The sequence below is a fragment of the Stenotrophomonas sp. MYb238 genome (assembly GCF_009496535.1).
Lineage (GTDB): Bacteria > Pseudomonadota > Gammaproteobacteria > Xanthomonadales > Xanthomonadaceae > Stenotrophomonas.
This window is the reverse complement of sequence record NZ_WIDL01000030.1, coordinates 18,700-38,487: the sequence shown is the minus strand read 5'-3', so window position 1 is coordinate 38,487 and position 19,788 is coordinate 18,700. Positions and strand designations below refer to the sequence as shown.

General features: G+C 71.0%; 18 protein-coding genes. All 18 read left to right on the top strand.

Annotated elements, in window-relative coordinates; genetic code table 11:
* The first annotated feature begins 20 nt into the window (after nt 1–20).
* Nucleotides 21–1,148, top strand: a complete 1,128-nt coding sequence (locus tag CQ393_RS16400; RefSeq protein WP_153193092.1) for a DegT/DnrJ/EryC1/StrS family aminotransferase — start codon at nt 21–23, stop codon at nt 1,146–1,148.
* A gap of 92 nt (nt 1,149–1,240) precedes the next feature.
* On the top strand, nt 1,241–2,452 hold the full coding sequence (locus CQ393_RS16395; RefSeq protein WP_228114632.1) for a CDP-glycerol glycerophosphotransferase family protein: 1,212 nt from the start codon (nt 1,241–1,243) through the stop codon (nt 2,450–2,452).
* A gap of 38 nt (nt 2,453–2,490) precedes the next feature.
* Nucleotides 2,491–5,967, top strand: a complete 3,477-nt coding sequence (locus CQ393_RS16390) for a glycosyltransferase (protein ID WP_153193105.1) — start codon at nt 2,491–2,493, stop codon at nt 5,965–5,967.
* A 287-nt stretch (nt 5,968–6,254) separates the two neighbouring features.
* Complete coding sequence (fliE, locus tag CQ393_RS16385) at nt 6,255–6,611, top strand: flagellar hook-basal body complex protein FliE (protein ID WP_153193089.1); 357 nt, start codon at nt 6,255–6,257, stop codon at nt 6,609–6,611.
* A 13-nt stretch (nt 6,612–6,624) separates the two neighbouring features.
* The gene (fliF, locus tag CQ393_RS16380; protein WP_153193087.1) at nt 6,625–8,268 is read left to right on the top strand and encodes a flagellar basal-body MS-ring/collar protein FliF; all 1,644 of its coding nucleotides are present in this window, start codon (nt 6,625–6,627) and stop codon (nt 8,266–8,268) included.
* A 13-nt stretch (nt 8,269–8,281) separates the two neighbouring features.
* Nucleotides 8,282–9,268, top strand: coding sequence for a flagellar motor switch protein FliG (fliG, locus tag CQ393_RS16375; RefSeq protein ID WP_343200011.1), 987 nt, complete (start codon nt 8,282–8,284; stop codon nt 9,266–9,268).
* A 17-nt stretch (nt 9,269–9,285) separates the two neighbouring features.
* A complete protein-coding gene (locus CQ393_RS16370; RefSeq protein ID WP_153193103.1) occupies nt 9,286–9,900 on the top strand; it encodes a FliH/SctL family protein in 615 nt (204 codons plus the stop codon).
* Nucleotides 9,897–11,291, top strand: a complete 1,395-nt coding sequence (locus CQ393_RS16365) for a FliI/YscN family ATPase (RefSeq protein ID WP_153193083.1) — start codon at nt 9,897–9,899, stop codon at nt 11,289–11,291. Before CQ393_RS16370 ends, CQ393_RS16365 begins: the two co-directional genes overlap by 4 nt.
* The gene (fliJ, locus tag CQ393_RS16360) at nt 11,288–11,740 is read left to right on the top strand and encodes a flagellar export protein FliJ (protein WP_153193081.1); all 453 of its coding nucleotides are present in this window, start codon (nt 11,288–11,290) and stop codon (nt 11,738–11,740) included. Before CQ393_RS16365 ends, fliJ begins: the two co-directional genes overlap by 4 nt.
* Entirely contained in the window at nt 11,737–12,930 is a 1,194-nt protein-coding gene (locus CQ393_RS16355) for a flagellar hook-length control protein FliK (RefSeq protein ID WP_228114631.1), read from the top strand. Before fliJ ends, CQ393_RS16355 begins: the two co-directional genes overlap by 4 nt.
* A gap of 156 nt (nt 12,931–13,086) precedes the next feature.
* The gene (locus CQ393_RS16350) at nt 13,087–13,626 is read left to right on the top strand and encodes a flagellar basal body-associated FliL family protein (protein ID WP_343200010.1); all 540 of its coding nucleotides are present in this window, start codon (nt 13,087–13,089) and stop codon (nt 13,624–13,626) included.
* 10 nt (nt 13,627–13,636) lie between these two features.
* Nucleotides 13,637–14,653: a flagellar motor switch protein FliM gene (gene fliM / locus CQ393_RS16345; protein ID WP_153193079.1), complete on the top strand. Its 1,017-nt coding sequence runs from the start codon at nt 13,637–13,639 to the stop codon at nt 14,651–14,653.
* The gene (fliN, locus tag CQ393_RS16340) at nt 14,646–14,990 is read left to right on the top strand and encodes a flagellar motor switch protein FliN (protein WP_153193077.1); all 345 of its coding nucleotides are present in this window, start codon (nt 14,646–14,648) and stop codon (nt 14,988–14,990) included. The genes fliM and fliN overlap by 8 nt, the downstream gene beginning before the upstream one ends.
* Nucleotides 14,987–15,394 carry a flagellar biosynthetic protein FliO gene (fliO, locus tag CQ393_RS16335; RefSeq protein ID WP_153193075.1) on the top strand — a complete coding sequence of 136 codons (408 nt, stop codon included), beginning with the start codon at nt 14,987–14,989 and terminating at the stop codon, nt 15,392–15,394. The genes fliN and fliO overlap by 4 nt, the downstream gene beginning before the upstream one ends.
* Nucleotides 15,395–15,396: 2 nt before the next feature.
* Nucleotides 15,397–16,179, top strand: coding sequence for a flagellar type III secretion system pore protein FliP (gene fliP, locus CQ393_RS16330; protein WP_153193073.1), 783 nt, complete (start codon nt 15,397–15,399; stop codon nt 16,177–16,179).
* Nucleotides 16,180–16,293: 114 nt separating this feature from the next.
* Entirely contained in the window at nt 16,294–16,563 is a 270-nt protein-coding gene (locus CQ393_RS16325; protein WP_153193071.1) for a flagellar biosynthetic protein FliQ, read from the top strand.
* Nucleotides 16,564–16,570: 7 nt separating this feature from the next.
* A complete protein-coding gene (gene fliR, locus CQ393_RS16320) occupies nt 16,571–17,362 on the top strand; it encodes a flagellar biosynthetic protein FliR (RefSeq protein WP_343200009.1) in 792 nt (263 codons plus the stop codon).
* A 159-nt stretch (nt 17,363–17,521) separates the two neighbouring features.
* A complete protein-coding gene (locus tag CQ393_RS16315) occupies nt 17,522–19,600 on the top strand; it encodes an EAL domain-containing protein (RefSeq protein WP_153193069.1) in 2,079 nt (692 codons plus the stop codon).
* The last annotated feature ends 188 nt before the right edge of the window (nt 19,601–19,788 follow it).

Below are 19,788 nucleotides of genomic sequence, written 5' to 3'. Positions count from 1 at the left end.
CGCAGACCGCCGCCCTGCCCATGAAAGTCAAACCCATTCACGTCACGAGCCCGCTCCTGCCGCCGCTGGAGGAGTTCGTGCCGTATCTGGAGAAGATATGGGACAGCCGCATCCTGACCAACTCGGGCAGCATGCACCAGGCACTGGAGAAAGCCCTCTGCGCCTATCTGGGGGTCAAGCACATCGCGCTGTTCGCCAACGGCACCCTGGCGCTGGTGACCGCGCTGCAGGCGCTGCGGATAACCGGCGAAGTCATCACCACGCCCTATTCCTTCGTCGCCACCGCGCACTCGCTGCTCTGGAACGGGATCAAGCCGGTGTTCGTGGACATCGACCCGGACACGCTGAACCTGGACCCGGCCAGGATCGAGGCGGCGATAACCCCGCAGACCACCGCCATCATGCCGGTGCACTGCTATGGCAGGCCCTGCGACGTCGCCGCCATCGCGCGCATCGCCGACACCTACAACCTCAAGGTGATCTACGACGCGGCCCATGCGTTCGGCGTGCGCGATACGCGCGGCAGCCTACTGCGCCACGGCGATCTGTCGATCCTCAGCTTCCATGCCACCAAGGTGTTCAACACGTTCGAGGGCGGCGCCATCGTCTGCCCGGACGCCCGCACCAAGCAGCGCATCGACCATCTGAAGAATTTCGGCTTCGTCAACGAGACCACGGTGGTCGCGCCGGGCATCAACGGCAAGATGAACGAGGTCTGCGCCGCGTTCGGCCTGCTGCAACTCAAGCACATAGACCATGCCCTTGCCCGGCGCGCGGACATCGACGCCCGCTATCGCCGGCGCCTGGCCGGCGTCCGCGGCCTGCGCTGCCCGCGGATGCCTGCGGCCGGCACGACCAACCATGCCTATTTCCCGGTGATGATCGACGACGATTTCCCCGTCGGCCGGGACGGGCTGTATCAGCACATGCGCGACCGCAACATCCTGGTACGGCGCTACTTCCATCCGCTGATAAGCGAGTTCCCGATGTACCGCGGGCTTGCCTCGGCCCAGCCGAGCAACCTGCCGACCGCGCACGAAGCGGCGCGGCGCGTGCTCTGCCTCCCCATCCACCCCGAGCTTTCCGACGCGGACGTGGACCAGGTGTGCGATCTGATCCTTTCGCAGCACCGCCGCCACGTGGCATGAACGCCGCCCCGGAAGCAGCGCCCCTGCATCGCCGCAGGATCGTGCAGGGATGGCTCGGCCGGCCGTTGCTCCAGGCATGGCGACTGCTGGATATGCTCACACCCAAGCGCCTGGACCACTGGGCATTGTTCGACCATCCGTTGAAACGCGGCCAGTTCATCGAGAACGCGCGCGCGGTGTACGAACACATTCGCGCGGACCCCGCCGTCCGGGTGTGCATCTTCGTCCGTGGCGGCACCCGTCCGCGCGACATCGTCGAATCGGCCACGGTGCGCATCGTGGCGCTGGATACCCTGGCCGGCCTGTGGATGCTGGCCCGTTGCGGCGTGCTGCTGTTGACCAACTCCACCGCGCTGGACATGTCCCTGGCCTGGCGCGGCGGAGGCTACAGCGCCCCCCGCCCCGCGTTGCGGCGGCGCGTGGTGGTCAACCTCTGGCATGGCATACCGCTCAAGCGGCTGTTCGCGCTTGCAAACCCTGCGCAACGCCGCGCGGGCGACCGCGACGCCTTCCGCCGGCGGGAACGCGGCTTCTATGCGGGACTGGTGGCGTCCTCGGAAACCGACGCCCGCTCGATGGCCGCCATCTTCCATCCGATCGCAGCGGCCAACGTCTGGATAACCGGATTGCCGCGCAACGATTTCCTGCGCATGCCCGAAGCGCAGCTGCCTGCGGGGCTGGACCGCCAGCTCGCAGGGCTGCGCGCCCTGCGCCGCGGTCGCCGCCTTCTGCTGTACGCGCCCACCTACCGCGACGGCAGCGCCGGCAACGGCCCCTGCTACCGCTTCAGCGACGCCGAAGTGGCTGCGCTGAAGCAGCTCCTGCGCCGGCACGACGCCGTACTGGGCATCCGCAATCATTACGTCGCCCGGGCCGCGGTGCCGCTGGATCCGGCACGTCACCTGGATGACGACCTGCTGCTCGATCTGGGCCATGCCCGCTTCGAGGAAATCGCTCCCCTGCTGCGGGAAGCCAGCCTGGTGATCACCGATTACTCGTCCGTCTACATCGATGCGCTCTATCTCGGCCTTCCCGTGGTCGGCTTCGCCCACGACCTGGCCGACTACAGCACGCACCAGAACGGCCTGCTCTACGACCTCGACCTGGCCTTCCCCGGACCGGTGACCACCACCTTCGTCGAACTGATCGATGCGCTGGATGCCGCCCTGTCCGCCCCGGCCTTCCAGCCCGACGCGCGCTACCAGCGCGCACGCCGCCTGTTCTTCCGCCATGACGATGCCGGCAATACGCATCGCGTGGTGGAGCACATCCATGCCGCCATTGCAGGACGCCTTGCCCGATGACCGTGGTCCCCGACAACCGCCCGCTGGTCAGCGTGGTGATGCCAGCCTACAAACCCACCTATCTGGCGCAGGCCCTGGAGAGCGTGCGGCGGCAGACCTATCGGCCGCTGGAACTGATCGTCTGCGACGACTCGCAGGACGAGCGCGTCCGCAACCTGGTGGAGAGCTTCGCCGCGCAGGCCGACTTCCCGGTGCGCTACTCGCGCAATCCCGAGCGGTTGTGGGAGACGCGCAGCACGGCGCGCGGCGTCGGGCTGGCCAGCGGCGAGTACGTCAAGTTCCTGCACGACGACGATCTCCTTCACTACGACTGTGTCGCCACCCTGGTCGATGCGTTCGAGCGCACCCCGGGCCTGGCCCTGGCGGTGGCGCGGCGGCAGCTGATAAACGAGCGCGCCGGCCTGATCCCGGACGAGCTGGCCTCGGCCTTTCCCGCCATCGAAGACGTGCTTATCGACGGGCGCGACCTGATCGATTTCCTGTGCGATCACACCCTCAATTTCCTGGGCGAGCCCAGCTCGGCGATGTGCCGGCGCGCGCCGCTGCTGGAGATGGAGGAAGGACTGGCGGTCCTGGGCGGCACCGCGATCCCGTGGGTGGCGGATCTGGCGCTGTACGTGAAGCTGATCAAGCACGGCCCGGTGGCGATGATCTGCCGGCCGCTCGTGGATTTCCGCATATCGCGCCAGCAGTTCAGCCAGCGGGGGCGCGACATGCCCGGCATCGGCGAAAGCGGCCACCAGGCCCTGCGCGATGCGATCCAGCGGCTCGGCTGGTACCGCGGCGGGAATACCCGGCAGGTTTCGATGGCGCCGCTGGACGGTTCGCGGCCGATGCAGCGGGTCGACCTGCCCGACGCGCTGGAACAGGCGCTGGCGATCTCGCGCCGGGTACTGCCGTTGCGCGACTGGTGGCGCCGGCGCCGGCCCAATGTCGCCCAGCAACGGATCATCCACGCCCACGCTGCCGCGACCGCGCATCCGCCGCGCATCGGCATATTGGTGCACGCGCAGGACAACAGCCGGGTCGAGGTGCGGCGCCTGCTCGCCAGCCTGGTGCTGCCCCATTCCCTGGCCGGCCGGGTGGCGGTGCGTGGCGCCGGTCCCGCACTGCCGGCGCACGACCTGCCCCATCCGTTCCCGCGCATGCAGCGCCTCGAGGACGCCGCCCCGTCGGCCGCGTCGATCGAGGACTGGGACGTCGACTGGATAGTGCAGGTGGACGGCGACGTGGAGTTCCTGCCGGGCGCGCTGATCCGGCTGCTGCTGGAACTGGAGTCGGTCGGCGACGACGCGCGGGCGCTGTTCGCCGACGAATGGCACCGCGGGGTCGCCGGGGAACTGGTGCCGGTACTGCGGCCGGACTTCAACCTCGACCTGCTGCTCGGTACTCCGGCCATGGCGAGGCACTGGCTGGTGCGCCGGCAGGCGCTGCTGGATTCCCGTGCGTACCTCGTAACCGAAGGCGATGCCCGGTTGTCGATGGTCCTGCATCTGCTGCAGGCGGGCGGCACCGCCGGCCTGCTGCACCTGCCCGAACCGCTGCTGATCTGCAACCCTCCGCGGCACGATGCCGTCGCCACGCGCCAGGCGCTGCTGCAGCATCTGCACGCCCGCGGCTATGACGGCGCGTCGGTGGACGCGATCGGCGCCGGCGCTTACCGGATCGGCTACGGCCACGAGCGGCGGCCGCCGGTCTCGATGATCGTGGTCGTCACGGCGGACACCGCGCTGGCGGCGCTGGAGCGCTGCGTGGTGTCGGTGCTGGAGAAGACCGGCTACCCGGACTACGAACTGCTGCTGATCGACAACGGCGCCACCGACGAGACCCGCCGCTGGATGCAGCAGGTGGAAACGCTGGCGGCCGCGCGCGTGCGCGCCTTCGCCTTCGATCCGCCGCTGGCGCGCGCCGCCGCCTGCAACGTCGCCGCCACCCAGGCGGCGGGGGAACTGCTGCTGTTCCTGCGCCCGGAAGTGGCGGCGCTGCAACCGCAGTGGCTGGACGAACTGCTCAACCATGGCCTGCGTCCGGAGGTGGGCATCGTCGGCGCCAGGACCATCTCGGCCGAGGGCAAGGTCACCCACGCCGGGCTGGTCCCCGGCCTGCTGTGCAGCGGCGGCCGCGCCTTCGCCGGCTCGCCGATGGATGCGCCCGGCTACATGAACCGCCTGCAGGTGGCGCAGGACTATTCGGCGGTGGCCGACAGCTGCCTGCTGGTCGACACGGCGCTGTTCATGGAACTGGACGGCTTCGACCACGCCGCCTTCGCCGACGCGGGCGCCGACGTCGACCTGTGCCTGCGCGCGCGCCAGCGCGGCTACCTGACGGTGTGGACGCCGCACGCGGTGCTGCTGCATTCGCTCGACGCCGCGCCGCTGCCGGAAGCGGCCGGCGATGCGCTGCTTGAGCGCTGGCTGCCCGCCCTCGCCCACGATCCGGCCTACAACCCGAACCTGCGCCTGGACGTGCCCGGCGGCTTCCGCCTGGGCGAGTCCGATTTCTCGTGGCGGCCGCTGCCGTGGCGGCCCATCCCGCGCGTGCTGGCGCATCCGGCCGATCCCTGGGGCAGCGGCCAGTACCGGGTGATCCAGCCGTTCGAGGCGCTGCGCGCCGCCGGCGAGGCGGAGGGCGCGCTCTACGCCTCGCTGCTGGATACGGTCGAGCAGGCGCGCATCGACCCGGACGTGGTGGTGCTGCAGCGCCGGGTTTCCGACGAGGACCTGGAGCGCATGCGGCGCATGCCGCGCTTCTCGCGGGCGCTGAAGGTCTACGAGCTGGACGACTACCTGCCCAACCTGCCGGCCAAGAACGTGCACCGCGAGCACATGCCGCGCGATGTCCTGCGCAGCCTGCGTCAGGCGCTTGGCACCGTCGACCGCTTCGTGGTCTCCACTCCCGCCCTGGCCGAGGCCTTCGCCGGCCTGCACCCGGACATCCGCGTCGCCCGCAACCGCCTGCCGCCGTCCTGGTGGAAGACGCTGCCGGCACCGCGCCGCAACACCGGTCCGCGTCCGCGCGTGGGCTGGGCCGGCGGCCTGGGCCACACCGGCGACCTGGAAATGGTGGCCGACGTGGTGGCCGAGCTGGCCGGCGAGGTCGACTGGGTGTTCCTGGGCATGTGCCCGGAGCGCCTGCGCCCGTACGTGGCCGAATTCCATCCCGGCGTCGACATCCTGGCCTATCCGCGCTTCCTGGCGCGCCTGAACCTGGACCTGGCCATCGCCCCGCTGGAGCAGAACCGCTTCAACGAGTGCAAGAGCAACCTGCGCCTGCTCGAATACGGCGCCTGCGCGGTGCCGGTGGTGTGCAGCGATATCGGCCCCTACCGCGAGGACGGGCTGCCGGTGAGCCGGGTCCGCAACCGCCACCGCGACTGGGTCGGGGCGATCCGCGGGCACCTGGCCGACGCCGACGCCCGCGCCGCGGCCGGCGACGCGCTGCGTACGGCGGTCCACCGCGACTGGATGCTGGCCGACGCCGGCCTGGCGGAATGGCGGGCCGCCTGGCTGCCCTGAGACGGGATCGCCTCGCCCCACGCCCGGCCGCCGCTCCCGGTGACGCCGGCCGCCGGCCGGCAGATCCGCGCCCTCCGCTGTGATGCAGGCGCCGGCCGACCGCCGGTGCTTCCGACGGCGTCCGGCGCGCCGTCACGCTTCCCCGGCTCTCCCCGACGGAAAACCGTCGCCGGGTCCGCCGCCTGCCCTATCATCGGGCGCTTCCACGCGGGTTTTCCCGCCCTCCCGGTTCCGGCACGCGACTTGCACATGAACAGGCAGTACTCCCCTGTCCCGGAAGTTTGCCGATGTCCCACTCCGTCAATTCCATCCTTTCCCAGATCCGCAGCTACCAGACCCAGGCGAGCCAGCCGTTGCCGGCCGCCGACGTCGCGCGCAGCAACGCCATCGACGGATTGGCGGGAGTGCGGCCGGCCCCGGCAACCAGCTTCACCGACACGCTGCAGGGCGCCCTGGCCGACGTCAACCGCGCCCAGCAGGCCTCCGGCGCGCTGGCGGCCGCGTTCGAGCGCGGCGAACCGGGCGCCGACCTGGCCCGGGTCATGGTCGCCTCCCAGCAGTCCCAGCTGGCGTTCCGCGCCACGGTGGAAGTCCGCAACCGTCTCGTCCAGGCTTACCAGGACGTGATGAACATGCCGCTGTAAGGAACAGGTCGCCATGGCACTCGCGCTGTCCAAGGATTCAATCAATTCGGAAAAGGCCGGCGCCTGGTTCGACCGGCTGCAGAGCCTGCAGATCACCCGCCGGCTGGGGCTGATGGCGATGATCTCCATCGCCGTGGCCGCCGGCCTGTTCGTCTTCTTCTGGGCGCAGAAGCCGCCGATGGTGCCGCTGTACACCGGCCTGGACCAGAAGGCGACCGCCGAGGCGACCGACCTGCTGCGCGCCGCGCAGATCCCGTTCGAGCTGGACGCGGCCACCGGTGCGATCAGCGTGCCGGAGAAGAACATCCACGACGCCCGCCTCAAGCTGGCCGGCTCGGGCCTGACCGACAGCGGCCGGCTCGGCTTCGAGCTGATGGAGCGCGACCCCGGCTTCGGCGTCAGCCAGTTCATGGAGAACGCCCGCTACCAGCATTCGCTGGAAACCGAACTGGTGCGCACGATCAGCACCCTGCGCCCGGTGCGCGACGCGCGCGTGCACCTGGCCATTCCCAAGCCCAGCGCCTTCACCCGCCAGCGCGACGTCGCCAGTGCCTCGGTGGTGCTGGAACTGCGTTCGGGCCAGCAGCTGGAGCGCAACCAGGTCGACGCCATCGTGCACATGGTCGCCTCCAGCATCCCGGACCTGGCGCCGGAACGGGTGACCGTCGTCGACCAGAGCGGGCGCATGCTGACCATCGCCGATCCCAACAGCGACGCCGCGCTCAACGCCGCCCAGTTCGACCAGGTGCGCCGCCTGGAAACCTCCTACAACCAGCGCATCCGCGAACTGCTCGAGCCGATGACCGGCCCCGGCCGGGTCAACCCGGAAGTCAGCGTGGACATGGATTTCTCCGTCACCGAGGAAGCGCGCGAGCTGTACAACGGCGAGCCGCAGAAAGTGCGCAGCGAGCAGATCAGCGAGAACACCAGCACCACCCAGGGCCCGCAGGGCGTGCCCGGGGCGGCCAGCAACAGCCCGCCCGGCCCGGCGGCCGCGCCGGCTACCGCCGCGACGCCGACGGAGAGCAGCAAGAACGCCACCCGCAACTACGAGCTGGACCGCACCCTGCAGCACACCCGCCAGCCGGCCGGCCGCGTCAAGCGCGTGTCGGTGGCGGTGCTGGTCGACCACGTGCCGCGCCCGGGCAGCAACGGCAAGGTCAGCGACCAGGCGCTCAGCGCCGCCGAGCTGACCCGCGTCGAGGCGCTGGTGAAGCAGGCAGTCGGCTTCGACGCCGCGCGCGGCGACACGGTGTCGGTGATGAACGCGCCGTTCGTGCGCGACACCACCCCGGTCGAGCAGCCCAAGTGGTGGGAAATGCCCCAGGTCCGCGACGGCCTGCGCCTGCTGCTCGGCGCCATCGTGGTGCTGGCCCTGCTGTTCGGCGTGCTGCGCCCGGCGCTGCGCCAGATCGCCGGACCGCCCAAGGCCCTGGCCGGCCCGGACCACGACCCGCTCAGCGCCGACGTGCACCTGGTCGAGGACGCCGACGGCCTGCCCGGCCTGGCCAACGACCAACTGCAGCTGGGAGGCAACGCGCCGCTGGCGCTGCCGCTGGACGCCTACGAGGAGCGCCTGCGCATGGCGCGCGAGGCGGTCCGCGCCGATTCCAAGCGCGTGGCCCAGGTGGTGAAGGGATGGGTGGCCAATGACTGATCCCACCGTGCAGATCAGCGGCGTGCAGCGCGCCGCCGTGCTGCTGCTCTCGCTGGGCGAGGCCGACGCGGCCGAAGTGCTGCGCCACATGGAGCCCAAGGAGGTGCAGAAGATCGGCATCGCCATGGCCACCCTGACCGACGTCAGCCGTGAGCAGGTGCAGCAGGTCATGGACGAGTTCAGCAACGAGCTCGGCAACAAGACCTCGCTCAGCGTCGGCTCGGACGACTACATCCGCAACATGCTGGTGCAGGCGCTGGGCAACGAGAAGGCCAGCAACCTGATCGACCGCATCCTGCTGGGCCGCAACACCACCGGCCTGGACACGCTCAAGTGGATGGACCCGCGCGCGGTCGCCGACCTGGTGCGCAACGAACACCCGCAGATCATCGCCATCGTCATGTCGCACCTGGAGAACGACCAGGCCGCCGAGGCGCTCAAGCTGCTGCCCGAACGCACCCGCGTGGACGTGCTGCTGCGCATCGCCACGCTCGACGGCATCCCGCCCAACGCGCTCAACGAGCTCAACGAGATCATGGAGCGCCAGTTCGCCGGCAACCAGAACCTGAAGTCGTCCAACATCGGCGGCGTGCAGTGCGCGGCCAACATCCTCAACTTCATGGACGGCGGCCAGGACCAGGCCATCCTCGGCGCGATCGCGCAGGTCGACGCGCCGCTGGGCAGCCGCATCCAGGACCTGATGTTCGTCTTCGACGACCTGGTGGACCTGGACGACCGCGAGATGCAACTGGTGCTGCGCGAAGTCAGCGGCGAGCGCCTGGGCCTGGCCCTGCGCGGCGCCGACATCAAGGTGCGCGACAAGATCACCCGCAACATGTCCCAGCGCGCCGCCGAGATCCTGCTGGAGGACATGGAGGCGCGCGGCCCGGTCAAGCTGTCCGACGTCGAGGCCGCGCAGCGCGAGATCCTGGCCATCGTCAAGCGCATGGCCGATGAAGGCACCCTCACCATCGGCGGCAACGCGGAGACCATGCTGTGAGCCCGGTCGTGCGCTGGATGGCCCCGGACCTCACCGCCGCGCCGGAACCGGCGATGCCCGATGCCGGCGGAATCGCGGACGACGCCGGCGATTTCCCGCCCGAACCGCTACTGCAGCCGCCGACACTGGAGGAGATCCAGGCCATCCAGGACGCCGCGCGCCAGGAGGGGCTGGAACAGGGCCATGCCGAAGGCTATGCCCAGGGCCAGGCTGAGGTGCGGCGGCTGGTCGCGCAGATCGACGGCATCCTGGACAACTTCAGCCGGCCGCTGGTGCGGCTGGAGGACGAAGTGGTGCTCGCCCTGGGCGAACTGGCCGTGCGCGTGGCCGGGCAGCTGCTCGGCCGCGCCTACGAGGCCGAACCGGCGCTGCTGCAGGAACTGGTCAACGAGGCGCTGGAAGCCGTGGGCGGCAGCAGCCGCGAGGTCGAGGTGCGGCTGCATCCGGACGACATCGCCGCGCTGGCGCCGCTGCTCAGGCTCGCACCCGGCCAGCGCCTGAGCCCCGACCCGGGACTGAGCCGCGGCGATCTGCGCGTGCACGCCGAGAGCGTGCGCATCGACGGCACCCTGGACGCACGCCTGCGCGCGGCGCTGTCCACGGTGATGCGCAAGGCCGGGGCCGCGTCATGAACACGCCCGCCCCTGCCCCCGCCGTACCGGCGCCCGCCGGCTGGGCGGCCGCGCGCAACCTGCGCCTGGCCGCGCGCCTGGACGCCATCAACATCGAACCCGGCCACGGCCGCGGCCTGATCCGCGAAGGCGTGCTGCGCCGCGCGGTGGGGCTGACCCTGGAAGCGGTCGGCTGCGAGGCGCCGATGGGCGCCACCTGCAAGGTCGAGGTCGATGGCGGCTGGGTCGATGCCGAAGTGGTCGGCTTCGCCAGCGAACGCACCTACCTGATGCCCAGCGCCGAACTGCACGGCCTGCTGCCCAACGCGCGGGTGGTGCCCTCCTACCGGCGCGGCGGCGTGGAAGTGGGCGAAGGCCTGCTCGGCCGCGTCATCGACAGCGACGGCGTGCCGCTGGACGGCAAGGGCCCGATCCGCGCCGAGGGCAGCGCCAGCATGGCCGGCGCCTCGATCAACCCGCTGGCGCGCGAACCCATCATCCAGCCGCTGGACGTGGGCGTGCGCGCGATCAACGCGCTGCTGCCGATCGGCCGCGGCCAGCGCGTGGGCCTGTTCGCCGGCTCCGGCGTCGGCAAATCGACGCTGCTGGGCATGATGACCCGCTTCACCTCGGCCGACGTCATCGTCGTGGGCCTGATCGGCGAACGCGGCCGCGAAGTGCGCGATTTCGTCGAGACCACCCTGGGCGAGGAAGGCCTGCGCCGCGCCGTGGTGGTGGCCGCCCCGGCCGACCGCCCGCCGCTGGCGCGCCTGCATGGCGCCTACCGCGCCACCGCGATCGCCGAATGGTTCCGCGACCAGGGCCTGAACGTGCTGCTGCTGATGGATTCGCTGACCCGCTTCGCCCAGGCCCAGCGCGAGATCGGCCTGTCCGTCGGCGAGCCGCCGACCACCCGCGGCTACCCACCCAGCGTGTTCGCCAAGCTGCCGGCGCTGGTCGAACGCGCCGGCAACGGCGCCAAGGGCCGCGGCTCCATCACCGCCTTCTATACCGTGCTCACCGAGGGCGACGACCCGCAGGACCCGATCGCCGACGCCGCGCGCGCCATCCTCGACGGCCACATCCTGCTTTCGCGCCGGGTTGCCGATTCGGGGCTGTACCCGGCCATCGACGTGGAATCCTCGGTCAGCCGCGTGGTCCAGGACATCGCCGACGACGCCTGGCGCCTGCGCATCCGCAAGCTCAAGCGGCTGGTGGCGGCGTATTCTGCCAACCGCGACCTGATCGCCATCGGCGCCTACCAGCGCGGCAACGATCCGGCCACCGACGAAGCGCTGGAACGCTGGCCCGAGATCCTCGATTTCCTCGGCCAGGACGTCAGCCTGGCCGCCGACCTTCCCCACAGCCTTGCCGCACTGAAACGCCTGGTCGAAAGCGAGAACGTCCCATGAAGCAATCCCGTCGCCTGGACCCCTTGCTGCGCCGCGCGCAGGATCACGAAGACGAAGTCGCCCGCGCCCTGGCCGAGCGCCAGCAGGCGCTGGACATGCACCTGTCGCGCCTGGAGGAACTGCGCCGCTACGCCGAGGAATACGCCGGCGCGCAGATGGCCGCCACCAGCCCGTCGCAGCTGATGAACCGCCGCGCCTTCCTCGACCGCCTGGACAGCGCCGTGCAGCAGCAGAGCCAGACCGTGGACCGCAACCGCGAGCGCGTCGATGCCGAACGCGCGCGCCTGCTGCTGGCCAGCCGCGACAAGCAGGTGCTGGAGCAGCTCGCGGCCAGCTACCGCGCCCAGGAAAAACAGGTCGAGGACCGCCGCGACCAGCGCGAGATGGACGACCTGGGCGCGCGCCGCGTCCGCCAGGCCCAGCGTTCCACCGAGGACGGTACGCCATGACCCCGCTTTCCCTCGGCCCCTCCGCGGCGGCCGGCACCGGCGGCGCGGGTGCCGCTTCCACGGCCGCGGGCAGCGGCGGCAAGGACGCCGGTGGCTTCGACGCGCTGCTGCAGGCCACGCCACCGCCCGCGCCGCGCCCGGCGGCCAGACCCGCCGCCAAACCCGCGCCGGAGGCGCAGGGCAAGGGCACCGACGATTCCGCTTCCGCGCCCGGATCCGGCACTCCTTCCGGGCCCGTCGACGAGACCGCCGCCAGCGGCGCCGACAAGCCGGCAGCCAAGCCGGAGGCCGATACCCGGCAACCGCAGGACGCCGCCGATCCGGACGAACTGCCGTGGCCGCCGCCGGGCCTTTCCGGCCTGCCTGTCGATATTCCGGCGCCGGTCGATCCCGCCGTTGCCGGCGTCAGCGCCATGGCCTTCGCGGGCGATCCGCGCGCGGTCGCGGCCCCGCCGACGCTGGCCAACCCGGCGGCGCCACCGGCACCGCTTCAACAGCCGGCTCCGGCCATGACGTCCGCTCCGGCCGTCGCCGCGCCCACCGTGCAGGCCGCGCCGCAGGCGGCCGCCGCCGAGGCGGCCGTCGATGCCGTGGCGCAGCTGGCCACCGGACTCCCTCCGGGTGCGCCGCGCGCCGATGCCGGCAACGCGCTGCCGGCGACGGAGCCTTCCGCCGCCACCGCCGCGCTGTTCGGCCCGCTGCTGCAGAACCTGGCCGCCGTGGCCGAGGCGCGGCCGGCGGCAGCCTTCCCGCCGGCGCTGTCCGCGCCGGTGGACATGCAGTCCCCCGATTTCGACGAAGCCGTCGGCGCGCGCGTGGGCTGGCTGGCCGACCAGAAGATCGGCCACGCCCACATCCGCGTCACCCCGAACGACCTGGGACCGGTGGAGGTGAAGCTGCAGCTGGAAGGCGACCGCGTGCATGCCACCTTCTCCAGCGCCCACGCCGAGGTCCGCCACGCGCTGGAGAACGGCCTGCCCCGGCTGCGCGAAATGCTCGGCGAACAGGGCCTGCAGCTGGCGCATGCCGACGTCGGCCAGCAGTCCTCCAATCCGCGCGCGTCCGGCGGCGAAGGCCAGGCGGCCGGCAGCGGCGGCAGCGCAGAAGCCGACGTGGGCGGCGACGGGGCGCAAGCTACGACGGGCGTGCACGCGATCCGGCTGCGCGGCCTGCTCGACGCCTACGCCTGAGGAAAACCGCGGCCGGACGGCGGTTTCCAGGGGGAAACCGGACGCCGGTCCCGGTTTCGTCGCGACTGGCGGTCGTCAACTTCCCGTCGTCGCACTTGACCCGCACTGCGGCACGCATATTGCATATTCAGGGACAGCAACCCTGAGGAGCACAACGTGGCAGCCGCCGCCGACAAATCCCGCAAGCCAGACCCCTCCAAGGACAAGGACAAGGACAAGGACCCGGCCGCCAAGCCGCGCCGCTCGATGCTGGCCACGGTCCTGATCGCCGTGATCGCCGCCGGTGGCGCCGGCGGCGCGGTCTGGTATTTCACCCAGGGCCACGCCGACGCGGCGCCGGCCAAGGCCAAGGCCGCCGCGCCGGCCACGCCGGCCCCCGCCCAGTACTTCGCGCTCGATCCGGCCTTCGTGGTCAACCTCAGCGGCCGCCTGGACGGCCCGCGCTACCTGCAGGTCGAGGTGCAGCTGATGACCCGCGACCCGGAAGCGCTGCCGGCATTGCAGACCCATGCCCCGGCGATCCGCGCCAGGCTGCTGATGCTGTTCTCCCAGGTCGAACCGGAACAGATCGCCGACCGCGCCGGCAAGGAGAAGCTGCAGGCCGCCGCGCTGGCCGAGGTGCAGAAGCTGATGATGGCCGAGACCGGCAAGAAGACCGCCGACGACCTGCTGTTCACCAGTTTCGTCACCCAGTAAGGCCGCGCCGATGAGCATCAACGACCTGCTGTCCCAGGATGAGATCGACGCCCTGCTGCACGGCGTCGATTCCGGCGCGGTGGAGACCGTCGAGCCGGAACCGCCGCCGGGCGAGGCGCGGGCCTACGACTTCGCCAGCCAGGACCGGATCATCCGCGGGCGCATGCCCACCCTGGAGATGGTCAACGAGCGCTTCGTGCGGCTGTGGCGCATCGGCCTGTTCAACCTGATCCGGCGCTCGGCCGAGCTGTCGGTGCGCGGCATCGAACTGATCAAGTTCGGCGACTACCTGCACTCGCTGTACGTGCCCACCAACCTGAACCTGGTGCGCTTCAAGCCGCTGCGCGGCACCTGCCTGATCGTGTTCGAACCGACCCTGGTGTTCGCGGTGGTGGACAACTTCTTCGGCGGCGACGGGCGCTACCACACCCGCATCGAGGGCCGCGAGTTCACCGCCACCGAGATGCGCGTGATCCAGCTGATGCTCAAGCAGACCTTCGCCGACCTGCGCGAGGCCTGGAGCCCGGTGATGAACGTCGATTTCGACTACATCAACTCCGAGATCAACCCGCACTTCGCCAACATCGTCAGCCCGCGCGAGTACGTGGTGGTGTGCCGCTTCCACGTCGAGCTGGAGAGCGGCGGCGGCGACATCCACATCACCCTGCCCTACTCGATGCTCGAGCCGATCCGCGAACTGCTCGACGCCGGCATCCAGAGCGACCGCAACGACCGCGACGAGAGCTGGGCGATCATGCTGCGCGAACAACTGGACACCGCCGAGGTGGAGCTGTCCAGCGTGATCGCGCGCCGCCGCATGAGCCTGCGCGACCTCACCCGCCTGAAGGTCGGCGACGTCCTGCCCATCGACATGATCAAGGACGTCCCGCTGTGCGTGGAAGGCATCCCGGTGTTCACCGGGGAATTCGGCATCGCCAACGACCGCAACGCCATCAAGATCACCGCAACCCATCCGCCGGGCAAGCGCCAGCGCCCGCCCGTGTCCCAGGAAGAGTCCAATGACTGAGAACGACCCCAACGAAACGCCCGCCGCCGCTCCGGCGCAGTTCGCCAACCTGCAGGCCGAGGGCGACGGCCAGGCCGACCTCAACCTGGACGTGATCTTGGACGTGCCGGTGACGCTGTCGCTGGAGGTCGGGCGCGCGCGCGTGCCAATCCGCAACCTGCTGCAGCTCAACCAGGGCTCGGTGGTGGAACTGGAACGCGGCGCCGGCGAGTCCCTGGACGTGTTCGTCAACGGCACGCTGATCGCCCACGGCGAGGTGGTGGTCATCAACGACCGCTTCGGCGTGCGCCTGACCGACGTGGTCAGCCCCAGCGAACGCATCCGGAGACTGCGTTGAGCCTGCTGCCGGCCGCCGCCCTCGCCGTCGCGGCCAAGGCCGCGCCGGTCGGGCAGCACGCTCCCGCCGCGCCGGGCCTGTTCGGCGCGGTGATGGCGCTGCTGATGGTGCTGGCGCTGATCGTCGGCCTGGGCTGGCTGCTCAAGCGCATGCCCGGCAGCGGCTTCCGCCCGGCCGACGGGCTGAAGGTGGTGGCCAGCCTCAACGTCGGCGCCAAGGAACGCGTGGTGGTGGTGGACGTCAACGGCCAGCAGCTGCTGCTGGGCGTCACCGCCGGCGGCATCAGCACCCTGCACCAGCTGCCTGAACCGTTGCCGCAGGCGCCGCCGCCGTCGCTTCCCAACCTCAAACACCTCCCGAATTTCGCGCAGCTGCTGCAGCAGAAGCTGCGCAAGGACGCCTGACCATGCCGGTCCACCGCTTCGATCCCCGCCGCTGCTGGCAGCTGGCGTTCCTGTTCGCCCTGCTGGCGCTGCCGCTGTTCGCCTGGGCCGCACCCGCCGCGCCGCAGCTGCCGGCCCTGCCTGACGTGAACGTCGGCCGCATCGGCGGCCAGCCGGTGAGCCTGCCGCTGCAGACCCTGCTGCTGATGACGGCCATCACCCTGCTGCCGTCGCTGCTGCTGGTGCTGACCGCCTTCACCCGCATCATCATCGTGCTCGGCCTGCTGCGCCAGGCGATGGGTACCGGGCAGACGCCGTCCAACCAGGTGCTGCTCGGCCTGGCGCTGTTCCTGACCGCGATGATCATGATGCCGGTCTGGGACAAGGCCTGGTCCACCGGCATGGCGCCGTACCTGGACGGGCAGATCGACTTCCAGACCGCCTGGGCGCTGACCACCCAGCCGCTGCGCGCCTTCATGCTGGCGCAGGTGCGCGAGACCGACCTGATGACCTTCGCCGGCCTGGCCGGCCACGGCCCCTATGCCGGCCCGGACGCGATCCCGTTCCCGGTGCTGGTGGCCTCGTTCGTGACCAGCGAGCTGAAGACCGCCTTCGAGATCGGCTTCCTGATCTTCATCCCGTTCGTGATCATCGACCTGGTGGTGTCCAGCGTGCTGATGTCGATGGGCATGATGATGCTTTCGCCGATGCTGATCTCCGCGCCATTCAAGATCCTGCTGTTCGTGCTGGTGGACGGCTGGGTGCTGGTGGTCGGCACGCTGGCGGCGAGCTTCAATGCGGTTTGAAGCGGGCAACGGGGAAAGGGGAACGGGGAAGGTGGATTTCCCTCTTTTCCCGCCCCTCCCGCCGCCGAGCCCTCTTCCTTCCCTGTTCCCCCTTCCCCGTTCCCGGCCTTCCGCATGAGTCCCGAACTTGCCCTTACCGAACTGCGCGGCGGCCTGGTCGCCACGCTATGGATCGCCGGCCCGCTGCTGATCGTCGTGCTGGTGGTCGGCGTGGTGATCGGCATCATCCAGGCCGCCACCCAGCTCAACGAACCGACCATCGCCTTCATCGCCAAGGCCGCGGCGCTGACCGCGGCGCTGTTCGCGCTCGGCAGCCTGCTGATCGGCCACCTGGTGGAGTTCACCACCCTGCTGTTCCAGCGCATCCCGCACCTGATCGGCTAGGCGCGCCGTGGATCCCGTCACCCGGATGGCCATCGACGGCCAGCAGGCCTTCGCCATCATCGGCACCACCCTGTGGGTCATGCTGCGCATCGGCGCGATGCTGATGGCCATGCCGATGGTGGGCACGCGCGCGGTGCCGGCGCGGGTGCGGGCGATGCTCGCCGTCGCCCTGTCGGTGGCGCTGGCGCCGGTGCTGCCGCCGGTGCCGGCGTGGAACGGGTTCGACGCGGCCACGGTGCTGACCGTGGCGCGCGAACTGGCCGTCGGCGTGACCATCGGCTTCCTGCTGCGGCTGATCTTCGAGACCGGCGCGATGGCCGGCGAACTGGTCGCGCAGGGCACCGGCCTGGCGTTCGCGCAGATGACCGACCCGCTGCGCGGCGGCAGCTCCGGCGTGGTCGGACAGTGGTTCTACCTGCTGTTCGGCCTGCTGTTCTTCGCCGGCAACGGCCACCTGGCGCTGATCTCGCTGCTGGTGGAAAGCTACAAGGCGCTGCCGATCGGCACCGCGCTGCCCGACCCGCACGCGATGGCCTCGGTGGTTCCCACCCTGTTCCTGCAGGTGTTCCGCGGCGCGCTGACCCTAGCGCTGCCGCTGATCGTGGCGATGCTGGCGGTGAACCTGGCCTTCGGCGCGCTGGCGCGGGCCGCGCCGGCGTTGAACCCGATGCAGCTGGGCCTGCCGGTGTCGCTGCTGCTGGGCCTGTTCCTGCTGACCCTGCTGGCCGGGGAAATGGCCGCACCGGTGCAGCGCCTGTTCGACGAGGCATTCGACGCGGCGCGCCAGGTGACGTCGTGATGCGCGGCGCCGTTTGGGCGGGACGGCGCCTCCAGCGCCGGTTCCCTTGCCCGGGCGGGGCCGGGCCGGGATAGTCTGGAGCCCTGTCGCCGGCGGGGAAGCACCGGCGCGCGGGACCATGGCACACCCCAACGTGCCATCGAGCGTAGGGAGGGAGCGATGCTTGCAGGAAGCTACAACCCGTTGTTCGTCGTGCTTTCGGTCCTGGTCGCGATGCTGGCCTCGTTCACGGCGCTGGACATGGCCTCGCGGGTCTCGGCCTCGCGCCACTCCGGCGCGGCGGTCGGCTGGCTGCTGGCCGGCGGCATCGCCATGGGCGCGGGCATCTGGTCGATGCACTTCGTCGGCATGCTGGCCTTCCGCCTGCCGATCCCGCTCGGCTACGACCTCGGGCTGACCGTCGAATCGCTGCTGGTGGCCGTCGCCGCCTCGCTGTTCGCGCTGTGGCTGGTCTCGCGCCCGACCCTGCCGCACCTGCGGCTGGCGCTGGGCGCGCTGCTGATGGGCATGGGCATCGCCTGGATGCACTACGCGGGCATGGCCGCGCTGCGCATGCAGCCGGCCATCGACTACGACCCGCTGCGCTTCGTGCTCTCCATCGCGATCGCGGTGGTCGCCTCGTGGAGCGCGCTGTACATCGCCTTCCGCCTGCGCGCGGTGGAGAAGGCGCTGCCGCAGCGCCTGGCCGCGGCGGCGGTGATGGGCCTGGCCATCGTCGGCATGCACTACACCGGCATGGCCGCAGCGCGCTTCCCGGCCGGCTCGGTCTGCGGGGCGGCGACCAACGGCGGGATCAGCGTCGAATGGCTGGCCGCCTGCGTGGTGATGCTGACGGTGGCGGTGATGGCGGTGGTGCTGGTCATCTCGCTGTTCGAGCAGCGCATGCAGGCGCGCCTGCTGCACCTGCGCAACTCGACGCTGTCGGCCTCGCTGGACGACGCGCGCAAGGAACTGTTCCACGCCAGCCGCCACGATTCGCTGACCGGCCTGCCCAACCGCCAGCTCTCGCACGACCGCATCGAGCAACTGCTGCAGCGCTGCGCCACGGACAGGCTGCCGTGCGCGGTGATGACGCTGGACCTGGACGAGTTCCGCCACATCAACAGCGCCTTCGGCCCGCAGGCGGGCGACGCGGTGATGGTCGACGTGGCCGAACAGCTGCGCCGCCTGCTGCCGGAAGGCGGCCTGGTCGGGCGCCTGGGCGGCGACCAGTTCGTGGTCGCCACGCCGCTGGCCGGTGGCGCCGGCGCCGCACCGCTGGCCGAACGCATCCTGATCGCACTCAACGCGGTGCGCGTGGGCGGGCGCGACATGCGCGTGACCGGCAGCCTGGGCGTATCGCTCTATCCGCAGCACGGCACCGCCGCGCCGCAGCTGGTGGCCCATGCCGAGACCGCCACCGGCCACGCCAAGCAGGCCGGGCGCAACACCCACGCGCAGTTCGCCGAGTGGATGAACGCCGATGCCGAGCAGGACCGGCGCCTGCTTGAGGACCTGCACCGGGCGCTGGGAACCGCGCAGCTGTCGCTGCACTACCAGCCGCGGGTGCACGCCGACAGCGGCCGCACCACCGGTGCCGAGGCCCTGATCCGCTGGCACCATCCCGCGCACGGGCCGGTGCCCAGCGAGCGCATCATCCGCCTGGCCGAGCAGAACGGGCTGATGGACACGATCGGCCGCTGGGTGCTGGACGAGGCCTGCCGGCAGATCCGCTGCTGGCACGATGCCGGCCATCCCGACTGGCAGGTGTCGGTCAACCTGTCGGGCCTGCAGCTGGACTCGCCCGGCCTGGTCGAGGACGTGCGCCAGGCCCTGCAGCGCAACGCGCTGGAGCCCTCGCGCCTGGTCCTGGAAGTCAGCGAGAACGCGGTGACCCGCGATGCCGACGCCGCGGTCGGCGTGCTGCGCGCCATCGCCGCGCTGGGCGTGGGCATCGCGATCGACGATTTCGGCACCGGCTTCTCCAGCCTGCTGCAGCTGCGACGGCTGCCGGCCACCGAGATCAAGATCGACCGCGCCTTCGTGCTGGCGCTGGAGGACAGCGACGAGGACGTGGTGGTGGTCTCGGCCATCGTGGCCCTGGGCCATGCGCTGAACATGGAAGTCGTCGCCAAGGGCATCGAGACCTCCGGCCAGCGGACCTACGCCGAGCGCCTGGGCTGCGACCACCTGCAGGGCTACCAGCTGGGGCATCCGGTCGGCGCGGAGAGCTTCATGCGCCTGTACGGCGGCGCCTGACGGCCACGGCCGGCCGCCGGGAGCCCGGCGGCGGCGCGCCGCAGCCGATCCGTGGCGCGGGCTGGCAGCCTGGCTCTGGCCGCCCGCGCCACGGGTAACCGCCCACGGCGCGGGCCGCCGGCCCCTGGCCGCCCGCCTTCCCACCGCCCACCGGCGACGCGGAACGGTTCTTGCACGGCAGCGGCAGA

Coding starts and splice junctions, on each gene's coding strand:
- fliF (WP_153193087.1), top strand. CDS start 6,625: ATGGCACTCGCGCTGTCCAAGGATTCAATCAATTCGGAAAAGGCCGGC.
- fliE (WP_153193089.1), top strand. CDS start 6,255: ATGTCCCACTCCGTCAATTCCATCCTTTCCCAGATCCGCAGCTACCAG.
- CQ393_RS16395 (WP_228114632.1), top strand. CDS start 1,241: ATGCTCACACCCAAGCGCCTGGACCACTGGGCATTGTTCGACCATCCG.
- fliM (WP_153193079.1), top strand. CDS start 13,637: ATGAGCATCAACGACCTGCTGTCCCAGGATGAGATCGACGCCCTGCTG.
- CQ393_RS16315 (WP_153193069.1), top strand. CDS start 17,522: ATGCTTGCAGGAAGCTACAACCCGTTGTTCGTCGTGCTTTCGGTCCTG.
- CQ393_RS16355 (WP_228114631.1), top strand. CDS start 11,737: ATGACCCCGCTTTCCCTCGGCCCCTCCGCGGCGGCCGGCACCGGCGGC.
- fliP (WP_153193073.1), top strand. CDS start 15,397: ATGCCGGTCCACCGCTTCGATCCCCGCCGCTGCTGGCAGCTGGCGTTC.
- fliN (WP_153193077.1), top strand. CDS start 14,646: ATGACTGAGAACGACCCCAACGAAACGCCCGCCGCCGCTCCGGCGCAG.
- CQ393_RS16390 (WP_153193105.1), top strand. CDS start 2,491: ATGCCAGCCTACAAACCCACCTATCTGGCGCAGGCCCTGGAGAGCGTG.
- CQ393_RS16365 (WP_153193083.1), top strand. CDS start 9,897: ATGAACACGCCCGCCCCTGCCCCCGCCGTACCGGCGCCCGCCGGCTGG.
- fliJ (WP_153193081.1), top strand. CDS start 11,288: ATGAAGCAATCCCGTCGCCTGGACCCCTTGCTGCGCCGCGCGCAGGAT.
- CQ393_RS16325 (WP_153193071.1), top strand. CDS start 16,294: ATGAGTCCCGAACTTGCCCTTACCGAACTGCGCGGCGGCCTGGTCGCC.
- CQ393_RS16400 (WP_153193092.1), top strand. CDS start 21: ATGAAAGTCAAACCCATTCACGTCACGAGCCCGCTCCTGCCGCCGCTG.
- CQ393_RS16370 (WP_153193103.1), top strand. CDS start 9,286: ATGGCCCCGGACCTCACCGCCGCGCCGGAACCGGCGATGCCCGATGCC.